Source organism: Mesorhizobium sp. M1322, from assembly GCF_040318085.1.
Classification (GTDB): Bacteria; Pseudomonadota; Alphaproteobacteria; order Rhizobiales; family Rhizobiaceae; genus Mesorhizobium.
In genome coordinates this window covers 12,381-34,702 of sequence record NZ_JAMYLP010000061.1, presented here as the reverse complement: position 1 = coordinate 34,702, position 22,322 = coordinate 12,381, and the positions used below count along the sequence as shown (strand labels likewise).

The window sequence follows — 22,322 nt, the reverse complement described above, 5'->3', positions numbered from 1 at the left end:
CGCAACCCGCTTCGAGAAAACCGCCCGCAATTACCGCGCCGTTGTCACTCTCGCGGCTATTGTCCTATGGTTGCGGTAACTGTCCACACGGCCTAAGGCTCGTCGTCCAGCATGTGCTCGAAATAGTCGTCCGGCTCGGCAAGATCGGTCTCGCTGGCGCTGACCCGGCCGCGCATCGAGATGCCGGCCTCATGCACCGTCTCGGCACTGCCGGACACCAGCCTGTGCCACCAGTAGAGATCGTGGCCCTCGGCGACCAGCCGGTAGGCGCAGGTTTTGGGCAACCAGCTGATGGTGCGCACATTCTGCGGCGTCAGCCCGACGCAGTCCGGGACACGCGCCAGCCGGTTGGCATAGTCCGAACAGCGGCAAGTTTCGGCGTCGAACAGCCGGCAGCCGACGCTCGTCCAGTAAATCTCGCCGGTGTCTTCGTCCTCGAGTTTCGACAGGCAGCACTTGCCGCAGCCGTCGCAAAGCGATTCCCACTCGGCCGGGGTCATCGCCTCGAGCGTCTTGATTTTCCAGAACGGCGTTTCCATTGACAGGATGTGGCCCCCGCTGGCGTCAAGGTCAAGCACCGCAACAGACGCAAACCCGGCCAGGACCATAGGCCGGCACCATAGGAATGACACGAAGTCGCCTTCAAAACGCCGGCCAATCGCCGTTCGTGGCCGTTAATGCCTGCTAACCGGAACCAATCCGGTTGATGAACAGTTTGGGCCGGGATGGGACGCCAAAAGGAGGATTTCTAATGAAACGCCAACCACGGATTCTGGCAGGCACGGCACTTGGCCTGCTGATGGCGTCCGCGCCGTTGGGCGCATTCCCGCTGCAGGGCAGCGCCGCGTTCGGCCCACCGCAGCGTACCGCAACCCCCTTGATTCTGGCGCAATCGAATTGCCCCGAAGGCGAGTCGGCGGAAGGCTGCGCACAGCAGGCAGAACCTGAGCAGAAGCCTCGCAAGAAGCGCGAGCGGGAGGCTGAATCGGCCCCCACGGAGCAGGCGGCGCCTTCCGGGGATGAGCAAGAGGGCAATCAACGCAGGAAGAAGCGCGAGCAACAACAGCAGACCGAATCGGCCCCTGCCGAACAGGCCGCCCCGGCCGAAGAGCAAAAACCGCGCAGAAAGAAGCGCGAGCAGCAGCAGACCGAATCAGCCCCCGCCGAACAGGCGGCACCGGCCGAAGAGCAAAAACCGCGCAGGAAGAAGCGCGACCAACAGCAGATCGAAGCAGCGCCCGCCGAGCAGGCGGCACCGGCCGAAGAGCAAAAACCGCGCAGGAAGAAGCGCGACCAACAGCAGATCGAAGCAGCGCCCGCCGAGCAGGCCGCCCCTGCCGAAGAGCAAAAACCGCGCAGAAAGAAGCGCGACCAGCAACAGCAGATCGAAACGGCACCTGCCGAAGAGCCCGCCGGACAGGCGGCCCAAGGCGAGAAGCCCGCACCTGCAAATGACAACGAGCAGGTCAAGCCGCGCAAGAAGCGGAACCAGGATCAGCAGATCGAGGCTGCGCCAGCCGAACAGGACACGCCCGCCGGCGAGCAGGGCGAGCCGCTTCCGACCGACCAGCAAGCGGCTCCCGCTGAGGGCGAAAAGCCCCGGGAGCAGGCTAAGGAACGTCGCAAGAAGCCTATCGGTGAACAGCCGGTGACGGAAGAGCAGCCCACAACCGGCGAACAGCCCGCCGATGGCCAACAGGCCGCGCCCGCCGAAGGGGAAGGTCCGGCCCAGGGCGAGGCTCCCGTGTTCGACAGCCAGAAGGATGCGAGGCGCAAGCGCAAGGGCGGCAGGGACAACGCGCAAGAGACGGGCGGCCAGGACGCGAGTGGTCAGCCCACGCAGCAGGACGGCGAGCAGGCGGAAGCCCCGAAGCCGGCTCCGGTCGACCAGGGACCGCCGCCCACCGACGACAGGACCGCCCAGCAGGCGATCAAGCTTGAGAAGATGGTTCCGGTGACGGAGGAAAAGGGCAAACGCGTTGAACGTGTGCCCGACGTCGAGGACATTCGCCGCCGTCGGCGTCCGCAAGGGGTCGACGTCGTAAGGGAACTTGGCGATCGCGTTATCCTACAGTTCAACAACCAGACGATCGTGGAAAGCGACGATACGCCTCGCATGCGCCGCGGCGCCAGGAACGTCTACTATGAGGAGTTGTCGGGCGATCGCACCCGGGAAATCGTCGAGCGTGACAACGGAATCCAGATTGTCACCATCCGCAACCGCTACGGCGACGTCATCCAGCGTTCACGCATCGCGCCCGACGGACGCGAATATGTGCTGAGCTATGTCGACGAGCGGTACTATGAAGACGATGGCGACTGGCGCGATCCGGGCGACGACCTGCCGCCGATTCGCATCGACATTCCGCGCGAGGAGTACATTCTGGATTCCGAAGACGTCGAGGATCCGGACGACTACTATACCTTCCTCGAACAGCCGCCGGTGGAGAGGGTGGAGCGCCTCTACTCGATCGACGAGGTCAAGCGCTCTGCCCGTGTGCGCGACATCGCCCGCCGCATCGACCTCGACACGCTGAACTTCGAATTCGGTTCAGCCTCGATCCCCGAGACCGAGGTGCAGAAACTCGAAGGCGTCGCCAGTGCCATGGAGAAGCTGCTGGAGAAGAACCCGGCGGAAACCTTCCTGATTGAAGGCCATACCGATGCCGTCGGCAGGCCGGAGGCGAACCTCGCTCTGTCCGACCGTCGCGCGGAGGCGGTCGCCGAAGCCCTGACCAATGCCTTCAGCATCCCGCCGGAGAACCTGACGACACAGGGCTATGGCGAGGAATATCTCAAGGTCGATACGTCGGAGCCTGAGCGCGAGAACCGTCGCGTCGCCATCCGCCGCATCACCTCGCTGGTGGCGCCGGTCGCCAGTGCGAATTAGGCCATGGCCCCGAACCGAAGGTCAGCGAAGCAAAAAGTGGAAACCGCTTTCGTAAAGACCATGGCCAACTTAAAAGCGACGATTCCAGAAACCTGAACTGGTTTCTGGAATCTATACGGGAAGAAATAGCCCACCCCGGTTTCACCGGGATGGGCTATTTCCGGCAATGAGCCGAGGTTGAAGGAGAGAATGTACGTCGCGATTTAACCAGGCATTGAATCGCGAGGTCGTCCACCCCAGATTCTGGCTAGGGCTTCCCTGCCCTGTCCCGACTCCAGCGGGACACATGAGCCCCGCCGGTACCCCCTCGCCGGCGGGGTTTTGATTCCGGCTTCGGTGGAGAACCGAAGCCTTGCGCGAGGCCTAGACAATTCCTCATGATGGCTGAGGATTGAGAACGGCGTCCGGTACCCGTCAGTAGATACTTTTGATGTTCGTATCCGAATTCGCAAACACCTCGTCGGGCACGAAGAAGTCACCGGCGAGCGGACCTGTCGCATCAGGCGCATAGATCGAAAAATCGCTGACGCCCTCGGCGCGCAGCACCTCCTCGTCGATGTAGAAATTGCGGGTCGCTTCGCGCGACGGCCTAAGCAGGATCGCATGCGCGGCATCGGCCATGATATCGGGCGAACGGCTCATCGCCGCCACTGTCGCCCCGCCCAGAAGATTGCGCACCGCTGCCGTATTGATCGTCGAGATCGGCCACAGCGAATTGACGGCGATGCCGTCCTTGGCGAACTCCGCGCTCATGCCCAGCGTGCACATCGACATGCCGAATTTGGCCATCGTATAGGCGACATGATTCTTGAACCATTTGGCCTTCATGTCGAGCGGCGGCGCCAGATTCAAGATGTGAGGATTGTCAGCCAACTTCAGGTGCGGAATGCACATTTTGGAAACCAAGAACGTGCCGCGGGTGTTGATCTGGTGCATCAGATCGTAGCGCTTCATATCGGTTTCGAGCGTGCCGGTGAGTTGGATGGCGCTGGCATTGTTGATGCAGATGTCGATGCCGCCGAATTTTTCGACGGTCCGGGCGACCGCCTCGGCCACCTGCCCCTCCTCGCGTATGTCGCACAACATCGGCAACGCACTGCCGCCGGCCTGCTCGATCTCCTCAGCCGCCGTGGAGATCGTACCCGGCAGCTTTGGATGCGGCTCGGCGGTCTTGGCCGCGATCGTCACATTGGCGCCGTCGCGCGCAGCGCGCAGTGCGATCGCCAGCCCGATGCCGCGCGACCCGCCGGAGATGAACAGCGTTTTTCCCCTGAGCGACATATCTTCCGCCTCCTTGCAATTCTGTTGGTCGCGATCCTTGCCCGCGCCGTCGCCGGATACAAGAGCGGCAAGCACCGAGAGGTGGTGACGCTACGGAGGCGCTACGAATCCATGGACTCGACAGCGGAGTAATATATATTCTATAAAAAGAGGTGGAATATAGAATGGCTCTATCGATAAAGAACACGGAAGTCGAGCAATTGGCGCGGGAACTTGCCCGCCGCCGTCGCGTGTCGGTGACGGAAGCGATCCGTCAAAGCCTCGAGCGCGAAGTTGCGCGCGAGCGGCTTGTGCCGCGCGACGAGGCCGACGATCTTTTTCAGCGCCTTATGGCAATCGCCGAAAGAGCCGCGCAGATACCGAAACGCCAAGACGCGATGACCGAAGACGAAATCCTCGGCTACGACGAACTCGGGATCCCGACGCGATGATCATCGACTCCTCTGCCCTCGTCGCTATTTTGCGCACGGAACCAGGCTATGATCGTTTCGTGCTGGCGATCGCCCAGGCTGAAAGACGGCTGCTCGCGGCACCGACCCTGGTTGAGACGACAATGGTGCTAGTCGGCCGCTGGCAGGACCAGATCGTCGACCGCTTCGAAGCCTTTTTGCGCACCGCATCGATCGAGACGATCCCTTTTACGGCCGACCATGCCGCTGTGGCCCGTCAGGCCTTCCTGCGCTATGGCAAGGGCCGGCATCCGGCCGCTCTCAATTTCGGCGACTGCATCGCATATGCCACGGCCCGTCTCGAAGCCATGCCGCTGCTGTTCAAGGGCGACGATTTCCGGCTGACGGATATCGAACCGGCCGTGTAGTCCACCGTCACACCAGCACCAGGCCTTGCCGCATGGCGATGGCGATCGCGTCGGTGCGGTTGGCCGCACCTAGCTTGATCAGGATGGCGGCGACGTGGAACTTCGCCGTGTGCACGGAAATGTTCAAGCGCCGCGCGATCACCTTGTTGGGCGCGCCCTCGGCCAAAAGCGCCAGCACTTCGCTCTCGCGCGGCGAAAGCGCCGGCCGCTCGGTCCTGTCGTCGACCGGCTCCTCGTCGGAGAGGTCGTCGTCATGGAAAGCAAAATGGTCATGCCGATCGGACAAGGGGCGGCCCTCGCCCGAGATCCGGTAGCCAGCCGCCGCCAGCCGCACGGCGGCCACGATCAGCAGATCGTCCGCTGCCGCCGGAAGCACGGCAAACACGGTATCGACCGGCCGCTGCCGGCTGGCTCGTTGAGACAGGAGCACCTGAGGTATCGCGGGGTCGCTGGACCCGCCCTCCAGGCCCTCTCTTTCCAGGCTATTCTCGTCGACAACCGCGACATCCGCTCTGTCGGCGCTATTGCTGCCACCGGCCACAATCGGCAGCAGATCGTCGGTCGCGGCAAGGGCCGTGGACAGGTGCTCGGCACGCGCGGCGTCATCGAGCACGATCAGCACCGTCAGCCGCCGTCCCGTGATCTCGTGACTTGCCATCGATCTTCTCAGTTCAGCGGCTTTTCGCCGATGGTCAGCACGACATCGCGCCGCTCGCCGCCGCGCACCACGCCGAGCGTCACCGAGGCGCCGGCGCTGTCCGGCCCGAGCCTGCGGATCAGGTCGCGCGGACCATGCACGGCCTCGCCGTTCCACGACGCGATGATGTCGCCGAGATGCAGGCCGGCCGCCTTCGCCGGGCCATTGTCGTCGAGGCTCATCACCATCGCGCCATGCGTGTCGCCGTTGCGGATCGGATGCAGGCTGGCGCCGAGATAGCCGCGCGCGACATGGCCCTTCTCGCGCAGGGTCGCCACCGCCCGTTCGATCGTCTCGTAAGGCATGACCAGCGCCCGCCGGCGCGGCCCGAACAGCAGCATGCCGATCAGTGCGCCCTTGGCGTCGAGCACAGGGCCGCCCTCGAAACGGCCGCCGGCATTGACGGCCAGATTGATGCGCCGGTCGATCGTGCCGCCGCGCATTGAGCGCCAGGTCGGACCGACCTCACTGACCGTGCCGAATGCGGCGAGCGACGCACCGTCGCTATTGCCGATGGCGATGGCGAGATGACCCGGCCGCACCGTGCCTGCCTTGGCCAGCGACGGCACGTCCGGCGCGCCGGTCGGCCTCAGAAGGGCCGTCCCAGTGGATGGATCGCGCCCGACCAGTTCAGCCTTCACCTTGTCGCCCGAAGAAAGCGTCAGTTCGATCTCCTCGCCGGCCTCCACCGCCTCCTCGGCAGCGATAAAATAGCCGTCGCGCCAATGAAAGGCGGTCGCGGTGCGATGCTGATGCGCGGCGAAGCTCGCGATCGCCGGTGCCGCTGCGGCGGCGATATCGGCGATGGCGTCGGAAAATGCGCTCAGATTGAAGTCGCTCATCTTGGATCTCCTGGGTTTTTATCGCATCGGCCCGAAAATCGGAATCGATTTTCGGAAAGCACGACGCGAGAACTCAAAGTCTTAGAGCGTACTTTGAGCGTCCAATGGACGCTCGTCGCTCTAACCCAGATATCGCTCGGCAGCGCGTTGGCGGATACTCGCCGGACGGCTAGTTGGGCGTTGGACTGGCCATCTGGTCAGGTCGCGGCCGATCCGGCCGCTCCGCGCATATATAGGCATCCTTCATCTTGCTCTAAAGACACGGAGCCCTGCCATGTCCCTCCCCGCCCAGCAATTGCGATTCGACGCTGCGCTGCTCGATGATTATTCGGCAACCGTCGCCGATGCGGTGGACCGCATCGGTCCGGCCGTCTGCCGCATCGAGTGCATCGGTGGCGCCGGCGGCAAGGCTCCGGCTTCGTCATCACGCCCGACGGGTTGGTCGTCACCAATTTCCACGTCGTCGGCGATGCCCGCAGCGTCCGCGTCACCATGCCGGACGGCGTCTCCAGAGAAGGCCGTGTTCTCGGCCGCGACCCCGACACCGACATCGCGCTGGTGCGTGCCGACGGCAGCTTTGCCGATATCGCACCGCTCGGCGATTCCAAGCGCCTGCGGCGCGGCCAGATCGCCATTGCCATCGGCAACCCGCTCGGCTTCGAATGGACCGTCACATCAGGCGTCGTCTCAGCGCTCGGCCGCTCGATGCGCGCCTCCACCGGCCGGCTGATCGACGATGTCATCCAGACCGACGCAGCACTCAACCCCGGCAACTCAGGCGGACCGTTGGTGTCGTCGGCGGGCGAGGTCATCGGCGTCAACACCGCTATGATCCACGGCGCGCAAGGCATCGCCTTCGCGGTTGCATCCAATACCGCCAATTTCGTCATTTCGGAGATCATCCGCTTCGGCCGCGTCCGCCGCGCCTTCATCGGCGTCTCGGCCGACACGGCAAACCTGCCGCGCCGCGCCGCCCTTCTGTCGCAAGTGTCGAGCAGCACGGCGGTGCGCCTGCGCAGCGTCGAGGCGAACAGCCCGGCGGCCAAGGCCGGGCTCAGGGAAGGCGACATCATCGCCGCCATCGACGGCCGACCGGTCACCGGCGTCGACGATCTGGTGCGCATTCTCGATGCCGAGCGCATCGGCCGCGAAACACTGTGCACGGTGGTACGCCGCTCTGGCATCAGTCAGGTCACGGTGATGCCGGTGGCGCGAAGCTGATTACCTCGGTGCAAAGATCCGGCCGAGCAGCGAAACCAGCAGCACTGCCAACTCGCCTGTCGGATCGAGGTCCGGATCGAAAATGGTCATGTCCATTCCGCTACAGCGCGGATCCGCCACCAGCGCCGCGAGAATGGCGACGAGATCGTCGGGATCGATGCCGGGACTGCCTGGTGAATCCACCGCCGGCATCACCGTCTGATCGAGCGCATCGACGTCAAAATGCACCCAATAGGGCCAGCCGGTTCGCGCCAGCGTGGTCCTGGTCTTTTCCAGGACCTTTGCCGCGCCAAGCTCCCGCACGGCAAAGACGTCGATCAGCGTCATCGCGGTCGAATTGATGTCGGGCCAGGCGAAGTCGGGGTCGCGGTTCTCGCGTTCGCCGATCTGGATCACCTGTTCGTCCGCAACAAGCGGGCTTGCGATCTCAGGCCAGTCGGTCAGCAACGGCTCGCCACGTCCGGTGGCGAGCGCAAGGTCCATGCCGGCGGCCGAGCCGAGTGAAGCGTTGGTGTCGTAATTGCCCGGATGGCGGAAATCGCTGTGGCCGTCGACATGGATCAGTGCCACCGGACCAGATCGCCGTGCGCCAGCCAGCGCGCCAAGCAGGACTGCGCAGTCGCCGCCGACGACCAGCGGGGACTCGCCTCGTCCCAGCGCGCCGGCAACAACTTCGGCGAGTCCGAGATTGAAGCTACGTATCGCATTGCCGTTGCGCAGCCGGGTGCCCGGCTGCGGCTCCGTGCTATAGGCGGGCCGATCAAGATCAACCAGTTTGGCGGGCGCAAGCGTCTCAATCAAGCCGGCCTCGGTTAATGCCTGCGGCGCACGCCACGTCCCCGGTATATGACCTGGCCTCAGCGGGCGGAGGCCAAGGTTTGAGGGTGCGCGTACAAGGCAGATTTCACGCATGGAATGGGCCCAAGGTTGCCAAGCTCACCATAGACCGCGAATGCCCGCCCGGTCACGCGGCCCGAGCCGTCCCCTCACCTCTGCCGACAGTTCCTGTCAAGGGGCGTCGTTCAGGCTCCCCGTCACCCTTCAACAAACTGCGCCAGGAACTCCGCGCTCGGCGGGATCGGCTTAATCACGTCGATCAGCACGCCATTGGGGTCTTTGGTGATGAAATGACGCTGGCCGAAGGGTTCGTCGCGCAAAGACCGCAGGATCGGCAGGCCGGCGGCCAGGATCCGTTCGTAGACCGCGTCCGGACCTTGACCTCAAAATTGATCAGCAGCCCCGACGTTCGGCCACGCCCCTCCTCAGGTATCGTCTCGTGGTCGCCTTGCACGATGCCGAGATTGACCCGGCGATCCTCGGCCGACTGCAGATGCACATACCAGTCGCTCGCAAACAGCGGCTTGAAACGGAAGTGCTTGATATAGAAGGCTTTCGCGCCGGCAACGTCGCCCGTCATCAGCACCGGATAATAGCTCGTCGTCTTCATCTTTCATTCTCCCGTCAGATAACATACAGTCTGCATGTAAATTGTCCTAACATACAGGCTGCACGTATGCAACAGGAACCCGCGCGCCGCTCCAACCGCGATCGCACCGAAGCGACGCGCGCCGACCTGATCGCCGCGGCGCGCAAACTGTTCACCGAGAAATCCTATGCGGAGACCGGCACGCCAGAGATCGTTGCAGCGGCCGGCGTCACGCGCGGCGCGCTCTACCACCACTTTGCCGACAAGCAGGCGCTGTTTGCCGCGGTGGTCGAGCAAGAGGCGGCGGCTGTGGCGGAAGAGATCGAGCGCGCCTCGCCGCCCTCACTGTTTGCCCCTGACGCGCTGATCGCCGGTTCCGATGCCTACCTTGCCGCCATGCGCGCACCCGGCCGCGCCCGGCTGCTGCTGCTCGACGGACCGGCCGTGCTCGGCCGCGCCGCAATGGACGACATCGATAACCGCCACGGCAACCGTTCCTTGCGCGAGGGCCTCATCGCGGCGATGCGCGCGCAGACCATGACGAGATTGCCGGTGGAGGCACTGACCGCGCTGCTTGCCGCCGCCTTCGATCGGGCGGCGCTCGCTATCGAGGCCGGCGCCGAAACCGGCCCCTATCGCGAGGTGCTTGTCGCCCTTATCGATGGACTGTCTCCGACTCATCCTCAGGCACCTGGCCCGGCTCGAACTCGTTGAAGCAGCCGAGCTGCCGTTTGAACTGATCGATCAGCCAAGCTGCCGCGGGTTTCGGGCTGCGGTCGGTGCGATGCATGGCAAACAGCGGCGAACGCACCTCGGTGTAAGGCTCGAGGTCAAGTTCCACCAGCCGGCCACTCGCCAGATCATCGGCGATCAGCCATCGCGGCAGCCCGCCCCAACCCAGCCCCTCACGCATCAGCATATGCTTAGTGCGCAGATCCGTCAGCCGCCAGGTGCGGTAGGCAAAGACGCCAAAGTCGCGCCCCTTGGTGCGCTCGGACTGGTCGGTGACAACGAGCTGGGTGTGTTCGCGCACCTCCTCGATCGCCACCGGCTTCAGCAGCAGCGCCAGCGGGTGGCTGGGCGCGGCAGCCAGAACTATCGACATGAAGCCGATGCGCACAAGGTGGACGTCGACCTCGCCCAGCAGGCCGCCAACACCGAGATCGGCTTGCCCGCTGACGACATGATCGGGGATCAGGCCGAGCGTGCCGATATGGAGGCGCAGCATCACGGTCGGAAACTGAGCCTCGAACGCCTTCAGCACCCGCACCAGAACCGGTGAGGGCAGCGCCGCATCGACCGACAGCGCCACTTCGGCTTCCAGCCCCTGATGGTGGCCGTCGACGCGCGAGCGGATGCGCTGCAGCACACCGGTCATGCGTCGCGCGTCCTCCAGCATCGCCCGCCCGATCTCGGTCAGTTGCGGCTCGCGCGTACCCTCGCGCTCGAACAGTTTCAGCCCGAGCTGCGCCTCCAGATTGGCGATAGCATAGCTGATGACCGATTGCGCGCGGTTGAGCTTGCGGCCGGCGGCGGAGAAACTGCCGGTGTCGGCCACCGTGACCAGGATCTGCAGTTGGTCGAGTGTTGGGTTGGGTTGCATCGTTCCATCCATAAATTAGATGGATTATACACAAAATATACCAGTTTTTCAAATGGGCTGGCAGACCCATATTTGCCGGGACATTTCAACTCATCCTGGAGACCCGCCATGTCCATCCTTCTTGTCACTTCCAGCCCGCGCGGCAATGCCTCACACTCGACCCGTATCGCCACCGAGCTCGCCGAAAAACTGATTGCCGCCGATCCCTCGTCCAAGCTTGTCGTCCGCGACCTCGTCGCCAACCCGCTGCCGCATATCGATCCCGATTATTCGACCGGCATCTACACACCGGTCGAAGCTCGCACCCAGCGCCAGGCCGAGGTCGTCGGCGTCTCCGACGGCGTGTTGGATGAATTGTTTGCGGCCGACACCATCATCCTCGCCACCGGCTTCATCAATTTCGGCATCTCGTCGACCCTGAAATCCTGGGTCGATCATATCGCCCGCACCGGCAAGACTTTTGCCTATGGCGAGAATGGCCCGAAGGGCCTCGTCACCGGCAAGAAGGTCTACATCGTCCTTGCCTCGGGCGGCATCTATTCGGAAGGCGCTGCCGTGCAGATGGATCACGCCATCCCTTACCTGCGCAGCGTGCTCGGCTTCATCGGCATGACCGACGTCGAAGTCATCCGCATCGAAGGCGTCGGCATGGGGCCCGAGGCCGTTACCGCCGCTCTGGCCAAGGCATCGGCCAAGGTGGATGCGGTGGTGACCTCGACCGGGGCAGTTGCCGCTGCCGCGTAGAGCGCGAACAACTGGTAATCAGAACCGAAAAAGGCAGGCGCTGGGCGCCTGCCTTTTTGCACTTGCCTGATGCTTGCAGCTTTACGTCGCTCCGAAGTCGCGCGACATTGCCATTCGCGACGCTACCCGAACATCTTCTCGCCCTGTTCGTCGACCAGCTGGATACCCTTCTTGATCGAGATGTCGACAGCGTCGTCGAGCCCGGCAAAGCGGTCGGCGCGGATGAATTTGTGCTCCTTCATCACGCCGTCGATTTCCTTCGAAACCACACCGCAGGTTTGGTATTGGCCCTCCGCCTTGTAGGGCGTGGCGCTGATCAAAAATCCCTTGTGCTCGATCTGCTTTGCCGGTGCAGCACTCTTTGGTTCGCCCGCGTCACCGCCGAAAAGACGTTTCAGAAAAGACATGGGCGCGCCCTCCAACGGCAATCATCCTACATCACATAGCGTGGTGCAGGATGATTTCACTAGCGGTCCCTAAGCAAACGGGCAAGCGCTGCATCCGCCGCAGAGTCAGTCGCGCGACAGCGCTTCCAGGGCTTCGGCGGCCCCTTTCAGTATGGCGATCGCCTCGGCCTGCTTTTCAGCCGGCGCATCGACAAAGTCGCCGAGGGCTGCGCGCAATCGGTGGCGAACGGCGCGGAATTCGTCGCGCTTTTCCGAACCGCCGCGGCCGCGGCGTCCGCCATCCTCGCCGTCGTCGTTCCAGCCAAACCAGTCGCGCGCCTTCGCCATCTTGCGGCCGAAGCGTTCGAGATGGTCGAGCACATTGTCGATCATCTCGCGGTTTTCGTCGAGATGCGCCTGCCCGGCTTCGGTGATCGAAAACACCTTCTTGTTGCCTTCCGCCGACGAGACGGCATAGCCGGCCTCTTCAAGGAAGGTCAGCGTCGGATAGACCACGCCCGGGCTCGGGCTGTAGACGCCGCTGGTGCGCTCCTCCAGCGCCTTGATGATGTCGTAGCCGTGGCGCGGCGCCTCGGCCAGCAGCGACAGCGTGATCAGCTTGAGATCGCCGTCGGCCAGCATGCGCCCGGCGCGGAACATGTCGCCCGGCCCACCGCGCCCGCCGCCCCTCATCCCGCGGCCGAATGGGCCGAAGCCGCCGCCACGACCGCCGAATTTACCGGCCATATGCATGAAAACGCGCTCGGCATGCTCGCCGAAATGATGATGTCCGTGCATTGTCTGCTCCTTGAGCTATGTCTTACGATATATCTTAATTAGCCAGGCGAGGTGATTGAGTCAAGATATATCTTTCGATGTAACTTGATTCCCGCACGGGATTGAAAGAGCGCGTTTGCGGCTAAGGCAGTGGCTGAACCTCTCCGGAGTCCCAAAAGGCCCGGGGCACGCAGCTTGTCTGCGCCGCTTACCAGCGGCCCTTTCGCCGGTTCCGGGCATAGAGAAGATCGGCGAAGTGATCATAGGCATAGCGCGTCAACGGCAGCACGGTGCGGTTGCCGAAAAGCGCTGCCAGCCAGCCCTCGCCCGGCGTCATCCGCCAGACGGCAATTGCGACGTCGGCGCCAACCAGCAATTTACCGTCCGCATCGGTTGCGTGCAGCCGGCGGCGGATGTCCTCCAGCGACACGCCGTGTCCGGCCAGTGCCGCCGGTTCGGCATTGATGTCGCGAAACGCGATCCGCCCCGCCTTGATCGCCTCGACCAGCCGTCGCTCCTGCCTGACGATACCGGCATCGCAAACCGGACAACGGGTGTTGTACCAGATGGTCAGCAGAGGCTTGGGCATGTGTTTCGAGACGCGAGCTGAAGGGCTGCGCTGACTATCCGGGAAATACCTTCGCCTCGCAACATTTCGGGCCAGCCTGGCCGGGCGCCGTTAAGCGGCGCCTGACCGTGCTGGGACTCGGCAGCTTGCACGGATCTGTAGCCGCGCAACGCCTCAGCCGAGCGAGGCGATGATCTCGCGATAGGCCAATTCCGGGAAAGCCTTGAGCGTCCGCGTCCTCACGTTACCACCTGTCGCCAGCATCAGCGAGAAGCGAGCGAGCACCGCATCGTCGGGCGCTTCGACGACCGCCACCATATCGCATTCGCCCATGGTGAGATAAACCGCCTTGAACGAGCCGCCCATGTCTCCCAGCAGCTTCTTGGCAGCATCGAGCCGCTTCGGCGACTCGCGCACATTTTTGGCGCCCTGCTCCGTCCAGTTGATCAGCACGATATAGTTTGTCATGCACACCTCCCTCCGGGGCCTCGGAGCACGGCGTCACTGCCGGGGCGGGCATCCGGTTTGTCGCCCAGAAAATGCATCCGACACGAGATTATCCTCCCACAGCAGGTGTGCTGCAACAACAACCGCACCGTCTGCGAGACAATTCCTGGCATGAACGAAAAAGGGCGCCGCAGCGCCCTTTAAATTGCCTGTCCGTTACCCGACATCAGCTGTCGAGGAAGCTCCGCAGCTTGCGCGAGCGGCTCGGGTGCTTGAGCTTGCGCAGCGCCTTGGCTTCGATCTGGCGGATGCGCTCGCGGGTGACCGAGAACTGCTGGCCGACCTCCTCCAGCGTGTGATCGGTGTTCATGCCGATGCCGAAACGCATTCTGAGCACGCGCTCTTCGCGCGGGGTGAGCGAAGCAAGCACCCGCGTCGTCGTTTCGCGCAGATTGGCCTGGATCGCCGCGTCGATCGGCAGGATCGCCATCTTGTCCTCGATGAAATCGCCGAGATGCGAATCCTCCTCGTCGCCGACCGGCGTTTCGAGCGAAATCGGCTCCTTGGCGATCTTCAGCACCTTGCGCACTTTTTCCAGCGGCATGGCGAGCTTTTCCGCCAGTTCCTCCGGCGTCGGCTCGCGGCCGATCTCGTGCAGCATCTGGCGCGAGGTACGCACGATCTTGTTGATCGTCTCGATCATGTGCACCGGAATGCGGATGGTACGCGCCTGGTCGGCGATCGAGCGGGTGATCGCTTGCCGGATCCACCACGTCGCATAGGTCGAGAACTTATAGCCGCGGCGGTATTCGAATTTGTCGACCGCCTTCATCAGGCCGATATTGCCTTCCTGGATCAGGTCGAGGAATTGCAGGCCGCGATTGGTGTATTTCTTGGCGATCGAAATGACGAGGCGCAGATTGGCTTCCACCATTTCCTTCTTGGCGATCGCGGCTTCGCGCTCGCCCTTCTGCACCTGGTTGACGATCTTGCGGAATTCGAGGATCGAGATCGCCGTTTCGGTGGCGAGGTTCTGGATCTCGGCGCGCAGGTCGCGGATCGCGTCCTTCTCGTTCTTGGTGAATTCCTTCCAGCCGCGCGAGGTCAGATTGCCGATCGAGCGCGTCCAGTTGGGATCGAGTTCCGAGCCCTGGTATTCCTTCAGGAATTCCTCGCGGCGCACGCCATAGCTTTCGGCCAGCCGCAACAGCTTGCCTTCGTTCTGCACCAGGCGCTTGTTGATGTCGTAGAGCTGCTCGACCAATGCCTCGATGCGCGCTGTGTTCAGGGACAGCGACTTCACCGCCTTGATCAGCTGGTCCTTCAGCTCCTTCAGCCGGCGGTCCTGGCTGGGCGACAGCGTGCCGGCGGCAGCCAGCCGGTTCTCGACCTGCTGGTCCTGCAGCTTGCGCAATTTCTTATAGGTGTCGGCGATGACGTCGAGCGTCTCCATCACCTGCGGGCGCAGCTCCGCTTCCATCGCCGCCAGCGACAGGCTCGCTTCGTCCTCGTCTTCCTCGTCGTCGTCCGTCAGACCGCGCGTATCGGCGCCGACATTGGTGATGTCGTCCTCGTCCTCGCGCGAACGGCGCGGCTTTTCCTCGGTCTTGGCTTCCTCGATCCGCTCGACCACCGGCGCCTGCTTGGCCTCCGGTCCGGCATAAGTCGCTTCGAGGTCGATGATCTCGCGCAACAGGATCTTCGATTCGTTGAGCTCGTCACGCCAGATGATGATGGCCTGGAAGGTCAGTGGGCTTTCGCACAGGCCCGCGATCATCGTCTCGCGGCCGGCCTCGATGCGCTTGGCAATCGCGATTTCGCCTTCGCGCGACAGAAGCTCGACCGAGCCCATTTCGCGCAGATACATGCGAACCGGATCGTCGGTGCGATCGGTCGGCTCTTTCTTGGTGGTCGTCGCGGCAACGGCGGTACCGGTCTGCTCGGCCAGTTCGTTGGCGTCTTCCTCGGCGTCGGCAGCCGCATCGGCGGCTTCGGGCTCCTCGCCCTGCTCGTCGTCCTCGACCACGTTGATGCCCATGTCGGAGAGCATGGCCATCGTGTCCTCGATCTGCTCGGAGGTCACTTCCTCCGAGGGCAGCACCGAATTCAGTTCGTCCATGGTGACATAGCCGCGCTTCTTGGCGGCCTTGATCATCTTCTTGACAGCATCGTCGGAAAGGTCGAGCAGAGGCCCGTCGGTGGCGCCTTCACGTTCGGTCTCGACCTCTTCCTTTTCTTTTGTCGCCATTCTTTATTATCTCCAAGCGGCCAAGTATCAAGCCGCGTAAGCTGCCGTGCCGGTTAAATCAGATGCGCTCGCTCTAGAACGCGCTTCCCCGGGCCAGTAACTGCATCTCTCGTTAAGTCCAGATTAACCCTGGTATCTGTGGCAGGCTGACTGCCTGTCCAGTGACCGGTACCTCACATCGCTGCATTTTCCGTCGACGCCGGTACGGGTTAACGTTTCGAATCGTCCTGATTCCGTCATTCCGCCAGAAGGTCAAGCGCCTCTCGCATGATTCGCATGAAAAAAGCGAATCAATTACCCGACTTAAAGCGCCGCGGCTGATTCGACGCGCAAGCACGGTTCTGCACTTTACACTCTTTCGTAAGCTTCGACCTACACCCGCCCGGCCCTGCCCGAGGACACACCGAACCCTTCGATCAGCGCTTCCGTTGCTTGCACATCACGAAATTGCGCCTGGATCTCGACGAGATGCCGGTAGTTTTCGTCCGTGGGATCGCTGGCGAGCGCCGCTTCCGCCTGTTTCAGCTCCTTATGTAAGGTGCGCGCGCTGCGCTGCAAGTGGAGCGCCTGGCTGAAGGCGTCGCGGGCATCGTCAAGTCCGGCTGTTTCCAGCGCCGGCCATTGCCGCGCCCGCTTGATCAGTGCCACGACGCGCGCCCAGATCTCGCCGCAGCCGGCCCGTTCGATCGTCGCGATCACCGCGTTGCGGTCGTTGGCCATGTCATGCGCCATCGCATCGAGAATGGCCGCATGCAATCGCTTCAGATCGCTGTTGGCGAGGTCGAGGAACTCGACATGTGCGAAATTCTCGTCGATCAGCGCCGGATGATTGACAAGAGCTGCGATGATCGTCGCCTCGCGCACCGACATTCCCTCGCTGCCGCGCTTGACAAGCGCCGAGCGGCCAAGGCTTTCGGTGATCGCGGTGCGTCCGCCGGCATTGCCGCCGCGTGCGAACTGTCCGCCAGGAGCTGAGCCCTTGCCCTGAAAGCGCCCGCCGGGACGCCCATCTTGCCGCCCCCCTTGATAGCCTTTGCGCGCGCCGCGCTGGGTGCCGAAAAAGCTTAGCACCCGCTCGCGCATTTCCTGTTGGTAGTGGTAGCGCAAGCTCTCGTCACGGATGCGGCTGGTCAGTTCGCGCAGCGTCTTTTCCAGTTCCGCCCGTCGCTCCGGCGTGTCGAAGATGCCGCCGGCCGTTTCGCGCACCCACAAAAGTTCGGCGAGCGGCCGCGCCTCGGAAAGCACGGCGCGAAACGCGTCCGGCCCTTCGGCCTTGACCAGATCGTCGGGATCCTTGCCTTCGGGCAGAAGCGCAAAGCGCACCGAGCGGCCTGCCTGGACCGCCGGCAGCGCCATGTCGGCGGCGCGCCATGCCGCCTTCAGTCCGGCCTGGTCGCCATCGAAGCACAGCACCGGCTCGCCGGCCATGCGCCACAGGAGTTCGAGCTGGTTTTCGGTCAGCGCGGTGCCGAGCGGCGCCACGACATTCTCGAACCCGGCCTGCGCCAGCGCGATCACGTCCATATAGCCCTCGACGGCGATGACCGTGCCGCCCTTGGCCAGCGCCCCCTTTGCCAGTGCTTGGCGCGCACGGGCGAAGTTGTAGAGCACATTGCCCTTGTGGAAGAGCTCGGTGTCGGGCGAATTCATGTATTTGGCGAGCGCATCAGCGGCCAGCGCCCGCCCGCCAAAGGCGATGATCTTGCCTCTGGAATCCGGGATCGGGAACATGATGCGGTCGCGGAACCAATCGTAGGAAACCGGAACGTCGTCGCCATGGCGCACCAGCCCGCACGCCTCGATATCGGCCTTGGGCACGCCCTTGGCGGCAAGATGCTCCTTCAGCGCGTTGCGGCTGTCAGGCGCATAGCCGAGCCGGAACGACTGCTGCGTAGCCGGTGTCAGCCCGCGGTCGCGCAGATAGGCGCGGGCTTTTGCGCCTTCCGGTCCCTGCAGCCGCTCCTGGAAGAAGGCAGTCGCCATTTCCATGATTTCGGTCAGGCTGGCACGTTCCTTTTCGCGCCGTTCCTCCTGGGCATCGCGAACCGGCATCGGCACGCCGGCCATGTCGGCGATCTTCTCGACTGCTTCGGGAAAGCTCATCCCGTCGAGTTCGGTGAGGAACTTGAAGTGATCGCCCGAAACCGAGCAGCCGAAGCAATGGTAGCGGCCCTTCTTGTCCTCGCAATGGAACGACGGGCTCTTCTCGCCATGGAAGGGACAGCACGCCCAATAATCGCCGCGCGGCGCGTTGGTTTTCTTCCTGTCCCACGCAACGCGCTGGCCGATCACCGATGAAATCGGCACGCGGTCGCGTATCTCGTCGAGGAAGGCAGGTGGAAAGCGCATCGGGAACGGCTCGGTTGTCCTCCATATAATCACGCCGGCGAAACCCGACGACTCCTAATGCGGACCATACCCGGTTTTCACAGGGCACAAGAAGACGGCCGTTGCGGGCCGCCTTCTTTCCTATTCCGGCATAGCGCCGGTCGACGTTTTGACAGTCAGTGCGCGGCGATCGCGCCGAAAATGATGCCGGAGACGACGCTGACCAAGAGATAGTCGTTGCCGACGCGGATCCATTCCTGGCCACGGCCCGGACGACGCAGGCCGTAGTGGCGATAGTCCCGGATCGGCTGGTGGCGCTTCCAGCTCGAATATTTCTGGCCGTTGCGCCAATGGTTCCTCTTCACGACGACTTTCTTCTTCACCACGACGCGCTTCTTCACGTGCTTGTCCGGCTTCTTCCAGTCGACCTGGCTGTAGGTCGACTGCGGTGCATTCGGCGCGTTCAGCGGCGCTGCCTGGCCCTGCAGGGACGTCGCACCCAGCATCGAGACGGCGACTGCGGAAAGGATGATGCGTTTCATGACGGGAGTACTCCTTGGTTGTCGATGCCCAAGCAGTAGCCCGAAGAATGAACCGAAACTGAACACGCGGATTACGTTTTTGTAATGATTTCATACATTTATAATAGCTAATTCAACACTTCGCTCAAACCAGATCTGAAGGGGTCGTCGGCACTTGACCGCGCGGTCATCCAGAAGCTGGCCGGCAATGCAACCATTTTGCGATCCATCCATTTCCGACACGCCCTGTCGCGCACCAACAGCCGGCCGAATTGGGCAAAATTTATTATCCGGCTAAAAGTAGTCGTAGTAGTATCGACCCCTTGCAATGTCCTTGATTCGCCCCCTCTTTTGCCTCTTCGCCGTCATGGGTGCTCGCATCGCTGACGCCTGTCGGAATGCGAGCCTGAAATGAGCGGTTCGGTCGTTTTGCTGCATCTTGCCGGCGCGGTGGCGCTGATGCTGTTTGCCACCCGCTTGGTGAAGACCGGCGTCGAGCGCGCCTATGGCGATGTGCTGCGCCACAAGCTGCGCGCCACCATGCGCAATCCCTTCATGGCGGTTCTGGCCGGCTGCGGCCTGGCGATCGCGCTGCAAAGCTCCACCGCCGTCACCTTGCTGGTCGGCTCCTTCGCCGGCGCCGGCATCGTCAGCGGCATTTCGGGCCAGCTTGCCGTGCGTGGCGCCGAGATCGGCTCGGCGCTGGTGGTCAAGCTGCTCACCTTCGACCTGTCGCTGCTGGTGCCGATCTGTCTTGTCGCCGGCACCGTCATGTTCATGGCCACCGAGCGACGCGACTGGCGCCAGTTCGGCCGTATCCTGGTCGGCATCGGCCTGCTGGTATTGTCGCTGGAGATGATCGGCCAGGCATCGGAGCCGCTGCGCCAGAGCACGCTGATGCCGGTCATCGTCGATTACTTTTCCAGCGACCCGGTCACCGCCTATCTGCTGGCGGCGCTGGTCACCTGGCTGTTTCATTCCTCGATCGCCGCGGTGCTGCTGATGGTGACGCTGGCCGGCCGTGGCTTCATCCCGCCCGAACTCGGCATCGTGCTGGTGCTCGGCGTCAATCTGGGTTCGTCGATCATCGCGCCGCTGCTCACCCGCAATGCGGAGCCGGGCGTGCGTGTCGTACCGATCGGCAATCTCCTGATGCGCGGCATGGGCTCTCTGGCCATGCTGATCCTGTTCCTGTGGTTGAAGCCGCCGGTCGCCTTTCTCGGCGCCACCGTGCCCGACCAGATCGTCAACGCGCATATCCTCTTCAACATCCTGATCCTGGTTGCCGGCCTGCCACTGGCCGGCCTCGTCTACCGCGTTTCGGAAAAGATCGTGGCGCTCGGCACCAAACCGGCGCCGGCCGAAGCGCTCGACGTCGTCGAGCTGTCCGCGCTCAACGACAGCGCGCTGGATGTGCCGAGCCAGGCGCTGGCCAACGCCACCCGTGAGGTGGTGCGGGTCTGCGAGACGGTCGAGATCATGCTGAAGCGCATCATCGAGCTCTATGAGAGCGCCGACGCTGACAAGATCAAGGCACTGGCCGCGCTCGACGACCGCGTCGACAAGAAGCACGCCGCGATAAAGCTCTATCTGGCCAAAGTCACTAAGAACCCGTTGAGCGAGGACGAGGCGCTGCGCTGCCAGGAGTTGATCGGCGCCTGCGTCAAGCTCGAACAGGTCGGCGACATCATCGTGCGCAACATGCTGGTGCATGTCAGGAAGAAGCTCGAGCGCGGGCTGGAATTCACGCCCGAGGGCTGGCGCGAGCTTAGCGCCTTTCACGCCTCGGTGCTCGCCAACGCACGGCTTGCCTTCAACGTGCTGGTCTCGCGCGATCCGGAGACCGCCCGCCAGCTGGTGCTGGAAAAGGACCGGCTGCGCGACCGCGAGAAGGAGACCAGCGCCAGCCATTTCGTGCGGCTGCGCGACGGCACCGCCAAGAGCGTCGAGACCAGCTCCATCCATCTCGACACCATCCGCGACTTGAAGCAGATCAACTCGCTGCTCGCCTCGATGGCTTATCCCGTGCTCGAGGAACGCGGCCTGCTTACCGGCTCGCGGTTGAAGGCCGGGTGATCCCGGAGCCTTGTCCTTCTCCCACAACAAAGGGAGAAGGAAAAACTGCCGCGCCTGCCCGATCAAGAAAACCTAAAGCGGCGTCGACAATTTCTGGATTGCCCGCGGCTCCCGTTCGTGATTTGAGGCCATCTCATTCAAGGATCGCCTTCCAGCACCATGCTTCCCCTCATCGCCCTGTTCATCGCTGCATTCGCATTCGGCACCACCGAATTCGTCATCGCTGGCGTGCTGCCGCAGGTGGCGGATGGCCTTGGCGTCTCCATCCCAACTGCCGGCTACCTCGTCTCCGGCTATGCCGGCGGCATCGCGATCGGCGGACCGCTGTTGACGCTCGCCACCAAGACGCTGTCGCGCAAGGCCTTGCTGCTTGGCCTTGCCGCAGCCTTCACCATCGGCCAGGCCGCTTGCGCACTTGCACCGGATTTCGCCTCCATGTTGCTGCTGCGGATTGCGGTGGCTGTGGCACACGGCGCCTATTTCGGCGTCGCGATGGTGGTCGCGGTCGGCCTGGTCCGCCAGGACCAGCGTGGAATGGCCGTTGCGCTCATCCTGTCGGGCCTGACCGTCTCCAATGTCATCGGCGTGCCAGCTGGCACGGCGATCGGCAACATTTGGGGCTGGCGTGCGACGTTCTGGGTGATGTGCGCGCTTGGTGTGGTTTCCATCGCCGCCATGGCCGCCCTCCTCCCACGCAAGACGGGATCGTCGCGCCAGTCCGTCAGTTTTGGCAGCGAGGTTCGCGTGCTTGCACGCCAGCAGGTCTGGACGTCGCTGATCCTCATGCTGATGCTGATGATCGGCCAGTTCGGCCTCTTCACCTACATCACGCCGACGCTGCTTGAGATCACCGGCCTCGACGAGGGTCTGGTGCCCTGGGTACTCCTGCTCAACGGGGTCGGCGCGACGATTGGCGTCTTTCTTGGCGGGCGGCTTGCCGACTGGAAACTGATGCCGTCGCTCATCACCATGCTTTTCATGCAGGCGGTGACACTTGCCGTCATTTACGCCGTCAGCCCGTACCCGGTGCCGATGGTCGTGGCGATCACTATCTGGGGCGGTCTCAGCTTCGCCATCGGCACGCCGATCCAGACCCGTATCCTGACCTGGACGGCGGATGCCTCCAATCTCGCCTCATCGCTCATCCCGGCCGGCTTCAATGTCGGCATCGCGCTGGCCGCCTCACTCGGCGCCGCCATGCTCAATGCCGGTTATGGCTATCGCAGCCTGCCAGTGGTTGGCGCCATAGCCATGCTGGTCGCCGTGGCGGTCGCGCTTGCCTCGCATATCTGGGAATGGCGCCGCAACACGACGCCGCCGCTGCCGGCCGCAGCCGAATAGACGGCAGACTCTAAAATCGCTCCGGTAGCGCAGGCTTTCGGCGCCGGGTCGCCTGCGCGACGTCTGCCTTTTTGCGCTTGTGGGTTTCGTGGAGATCAATAGGATTCGG

The 22,322-nt window shown here is 63.3% G+C and carries 20 protein-coding genes and 3 pseudogenes; 9 read left to right on the top strand and 14 right to left on the bottom strand.

All coding sequences use genetic code 11. The annotated features are described in order from the left end of the window. A pseudogene (locus tag NKH12_RS20910) lies at positions 1–79 on the top strand (IS5/IS1182 family transposase); the annotation flags it as partial. A 13-nt stretch (positions 80–92) separates the two neighbouring features. Here the strand turns inward: NKH12_RS20910 and NKH12_RS20905 are convergent. Beyond that, on the bottom strand, positions 93–539 hold the full coding sequence (locus NKH12_RS20905; RefSeq protein ID WP_352954869.1) for a YcgN family cysteine cluster protein: 447 nt from the start codon (positions 537–539) through the stop codon (positions 93–95). 212 nt (positions 540–751) lie between these two features. On the opposite strand from NKH12_RS20905, the gene NKH12_RS20900 reads away from it, so the two are divergent. Then, complete coding sequence (locus tag NKH12_RS20900) at positions 752–2,890, top strand: OmpA family protein (protein ID WP_352954871.1); 2,139 nt, start codon at positions 752–754, stop codon at positions 2,888–2,890. Positions 2,891–3,304: 414 nt separating this feature from the next. On the opposite strand, the gene NKH12_RS20895 is transcribed toward NKH12_RS20900, so the two are convergent. Then, complete coding sequence (locus NKH12_RS20895; protein WP_352954868.1) at positions 3,305–4,171, bottom strand: SDR family oxidoreductase; 867 nt, start codon at positions 4,169–4,171, stop codon at positions 3,305–3,307. A gap of 164 nt (positions 4,172–4,335) precedes the next feature. Between NKH12_RS20895 and NKH12_RS20890 the strand changes: the two genes are divergently transcribed. Together NKH12_RS20890 and NKH12_RS20885 are read left to right on the top strand one after the other, a co-directional pair. Further along, positions 4,336–4,602 (top strand): type II toxin-antitoxin system VapB family antitoxin, encoded by a 267-nt coding sequence (locus tag NKH12_RS20890; RefSeq protein ID WP_352954867.1) that lies wholly within the window; start codon positions 4,336–4,338, stop codon positions 4,600–4,602. Next, entirely contained in the window at positions 4,599–4,988 is a 390-nt protein-coding gene (locus tag NKH12_RS20885; protein ID WP_352954866.1) for a type II toxin-antitoxin system VapC family toxin, read from the top strand. The genes NKH12_RS20890 and NKH12_RS20885 overlap by 4 nt, the downstream gene beginning before the upstream one ends. Before the next feature lie 7 nt (positions 4,989–4,995). Here the strand turns inward: NKH12_RS20885 and NKH12_RS20880 are convergent, their stop codons facing one another. Together NKH12_RS20880 and NKH12_RS20875 are read right to left on the bottom strand one after the other, a co-directional pair. Beyond that, on the bottom strand, positions 4,996–5,646 hold the full coding sequence (locus NKH12_RS20880; protein WP_352954865.1) for a LuxR C-terminal-related transcriptional regulator: 651 nt from the start codon (positions 5,644–5,646) through the stop codon (positions 4,996–4,998). 8 nt (positions 5,647–5,654) lie between these two features. Then, complete coding sequence (locus NKH12_RS20875; protein WP_352954864.1) at positions 5,655–6,527, bottom strand: S1C family serine protease; 873 nt, start codon at positions 6,525–6,527, stop codon at positions 5,655–5,657. 274 nt (positions 6,528–6,801) lie between these two features. On the opposite strand from NKH12_RS20875, the pseudogene NKH12_RS20870 reads away from it, so the two are divergent. Then, positions 6,802–7,748: pseudogene (locus NKH12_RS20870) on the top strand (S1C family serine protease). On the opposite strand, the gene NKH12_RS20865 reads toward NKH12_RS20870, so the two are convergent. Together NKH12_RS20865 and NKH12_RS20860 are read right to left on the bottom strand one after the other, a co-directional pair. After that, the gene (locus NKH12_RS20865) at positions 7,749–8,549 is read right to left on the bottom strand and encodes an arginase family protein (protein WP_352954863.1); all 801 of its coding nucleotides are present in this window, start codon (positions 8,547–8,549) and stop codon (positions 7,749–7,751) included. 233 nt (positions 8,550–8,782) lie between these two features. Beyond that, positions 8,783–9,195, bottom strand: a pseudogene (locus NKH12_RS20860) (VOC family protein). Between the two features lie 66 nt (positions 9,196–9,261). On the opposite strand from NKH12_RS20860, the gene NKH12_RS20855 reads away from it, so the two are divergent. Next, complete coding sequence (locus NKH12_RS20855) at positions 9,262–9,888, top strand: TetR/AcrR family transcriptional regulator (protein ID WP_352954862.1); 627 nt, start codon at positions 9,262–9,264, stop codon at positions 9,886–9,888. Here the strand turns inward: NKH12_RS20855 and NKH12_RS20850 are convergent. Then, positions 9,830–10,777, bottom strand: coding sequence for a LysR family transcriptional regulator (locus NKH12_RS20850; RefSeq protein ID WP_352954861.1), 948 nt, complete (start codon positions 10,775–10,777; stop codon positions 9,830–9,832). The genes NKH12_RS20855 and NKH12_RS20850 overlap by 59 nt on opposite strands. A gap of 108 nt (positions 10,778–10,885) precedes the next feature. Here NKH12_RS20850 and NKH12_RS20845 point away from each other — a divergent pair, with 108 nt between their 5' ends. Then, positions 10,886–11,521: an FMN-dependent NADH-azoreductase gene (locus NKH12_RS20845; protein WP_352954860.1), complete on the top strand. Its 636-nt coding sequence runs from the start codon at positions 10,886–10,888 to the stop codon at positions 11,519–11,521. 122 nt (positions 11,522–11,643) lie between these two features. Here NKH12_RS20845 and NKH12_RS20840 read toward each other — a convergent pair whose 3' ends face one another. The 7 genes from NKH12_RS20840 to NKH12_RS20810 all read right to left on the bottom strand — a co-directional run bounded on the left by NKH12_RS20840 (position 11,644) and on the right by NKH12_RS20810 (position 18,817). After that, on the bottom strand, positions 11,644–11,928 hold the full coding sequence (locus tag NKH12_RS20840) for an HlyU family transcriptional regulator (RefSeq protein WP_352954859.1): 285 nt from the start codon (positions 11,926–11,928) through the stop codon (positions 11,644–11,646). Between the two features lie 105 nt (positions 11,929–12,033). Beyond that, the gene (locus NKH12_RS20835; RefSeq protein WP_352954858.1) at positions 12,034–12,705 is read right to left on the bottom strand and encodes a PadR family transcriptional regulator; all 672 of its coding nucleotides are present in this window, start codon (positions 12,703–12,705) and stop codon (positions 12,034–12,036) included. 187 nt (positions 12,706–12,892) lie between these two features. Next, a complete protein-coding gene (locus tag NKH12_RS20830; protein ID WP_352954857.1) occupies positions 12,893–13,273 on the bottom strand; it encodes a thiol-disulfide oxidoreductase DCC family protein in 381 nt (126 codons plus the stop codon). A gap of 153 nt (positions 13,274–13,426) precedes the next feature. After that, entirely contained in the window at positions 13,427–13,720 is a 294-nt protein-coding gene (locus tag NKH12_RS20825) for a GYD domain-containing protein (RefSeq protein WP_352954856.1), read from the bottom strand. Positions 13,721–13,925: 205 nt separating this feature from the next. Next, the gene (gene rpoD, locus NKH12_RS20820) at positions 13,926–15,947 is read right to left on the bottom strand and encodes an RNA polymerase sigma factor RpoD (protein WP_095488943.1); all 2,022 of its coding nucleotides are present in this window, start codon (positions 15,945–15,947) and stop codon (positions 13,926–13,928) included. Positions 15,948–16,319: 372 nt separating this feature from the next. Further along, a complete protein-coding gene (gene dnaG, locus NKH12_RS20815) occupies positions 16,320–18,296 on the bottom strand; it encodes a DNA primase (protein WP_352954855.1) in 1,977 nt (658 codons plus the stop codon). 155 nt (positions 18,297–18,451) lie between these two features. Further along, positions 18,452–18,817 (bottom strand): RcnB family protein, encoded by a 366-nt coding sequence (locus NKH12_RS20810; protein WP_352954854.1) that lies wholly within the window; start codon positions 18,815–18,817, stop codon positions 18,452–18,454. A 390-nt stretch (positions 18,818–19,207) separates the two neighbouring features. Between NKH12_RS20810 and NKH12_RS20805 the strand changes: the two genes are divergently transcribed. Beyond that, positions 19,208–20,872 (top strand): Na/Pi cotransporter family protein, encoded by a 1,665-nt coding sequence (locus tag NKH12_RS20805; protein WP_352954853.1) that lies wholly within the window; start codon positions 19,208–19,210, stop codon positions 20,870–20,872. Positions 20,873–21,031: 159 nt separating this feature from the next. Next, on the top strand, positions 21,032–22,213 hold the full coding sequence (locus NKH12_RS20800; protein ID WP_352954852.1) for an MFS transporter: 1,182 nt from the start codon (positions 21,032–21,034) through the stop codon (positions 22,211–22,213). Positions 22,214–22,322: the final 109 nt, after the last annotated feature.

Excerpts from the sequence above, each read along its gene's own strand:
- NKH12_RS20905 (WP_352954869.1), bottom strand. The coding sequence starts at position 539 with ATGGAAACGCCGTTCTGGAAAATCAAGACGCTCGAGGCGATGACCCCG.
- NKH12_RS20900 (WP_352954871.1), top strand. The coding sequence starts at position 752 with ATGAAACGCCAACCACGGATTCTGGCAGGCACGGCACTTGGCCTGCTG.
- NKH12_RS20895 (WP_352954868.1), bottom strand. The coding sequence starts at position 4,171 with ATGTCGCTCAGGGGAAAAACGCTGTTCATCTCCGGCGGGTCGCGCGGC.
- NKH12_RS20890 (WP_352954867.1), top strand. The coding sequence starts at position 4,336 with ATGGCTCTATCGATAAAGAACACGGAAGTCGAGCAATTGGCGCGGGAA.
- NKH12_RS20885 (WP_352954866.1), top strand. The coding sequence starts at position 4,599 with ATGATCATCGACTCCTCTGCCCTCGTCGCTATTTTGCGCACGGAACCA.
- NKH12_RS20880 (WP_352954865.1), bottom strand. The coding sequence starts at position 5,646 with ATGGCAAGTCACGAGATCACGGGACGGCGGCTGACGGTGCTGATCGTG.
- NKH12_RS20875 (WP_352954864.1), bottom strand. The coding sequence starts at position 6,527 with ATGAGCGACTTCAATCTGAGCGCATTTTCCGACGCCATCGCCGATATC.
- NKH12_RS20855 (WP_352954862.1), top strand. The coding sequence starts at position 9,262 with ATGCAACAGGAACCCGCGCGCCGCTCCAACCGCGATCGCACCGAAGCG.
- NKH12_RS20850 (WP_352954861.1), bottom strand. The coding sequence starts at position 10,777 with ATGCAACCCAACCCAACACTCGACCAACTGCAGATCCTGGTCACGGTG.
- NKH12_RS20845 (WP_352954860.1), top strand. The coding sequence starts at position 10,886 with ATGTCCATCCTTCTTGTCACTTCCAGCCCGCGCGGCAATGCCTCACAC.
- NKH12_RS20840 (WP_352954859.1), bottom strand. The coding sequence starts at position 11,928 with ATGTCTTTTCTGAAACGTCTTTTCGGCGGTGACGCGGGCGAACCAAAG.
- NKH12_RS20835 (WP_352954858.1), bottom strand. The coding sequence starts at position 12,705 with ATGCACGGACATCATCATTTCGGCGAGCATGCCGAGCGCGTTTTCATG.
- NKH12_RS20830 (WP_352954857.1), bottom strand. The coding sequence starts at position 13,273 with ATGCCCAAGCCTCTGCTGACCATCTGGTACAACACCCGTTGTCCGGTT.
- NKH12_RS20825 (WP_352954856.1), bottom strand. The coding sequence starts at position 13,720 with ATGACAAACTATATCGTGCTGATCAACTGGACGGAGCAGGGCGCCAAA.
- rpoD (WP_095488943.1), bottom strand. The coding sequence starts at position 15,947 with ATGGCGACAAAAGAAAAGGAAGAGGTCGAGACCGAACGTGAAGGCGCC.
- dnaG (WP_352954855.1), bottom strand. The coding sequence starts at position 18,296 with ATGCGCTTTCCACCTGCCTTCCTCGACGAGATACGCGACCGCGTGCCG.
- NKH12_RS20810 (WP_352954854.1), bottom strand. The coding sequence starts at position 18,817 with ATGAAACGCATCATCCTTTCCGCAGTCGCCGTCTCGATGCTGGGTGCG.
- NKH12_RS20805 (WP_352954853.1), top strand. The coding sequence starts at position 19,208 with ATGAGCGGTTCGGTCGTTTTGCTGCATCTTGCCGGCGCGGTGGCGCTG.
- NKH12_RS20800 (WP_352954852.1), top strand. The coding sequence starts at position 21,032 with ATGCTTCCCCTCATCGCCCTGTTCATCGCTGCATTCGCATTCGGCACC.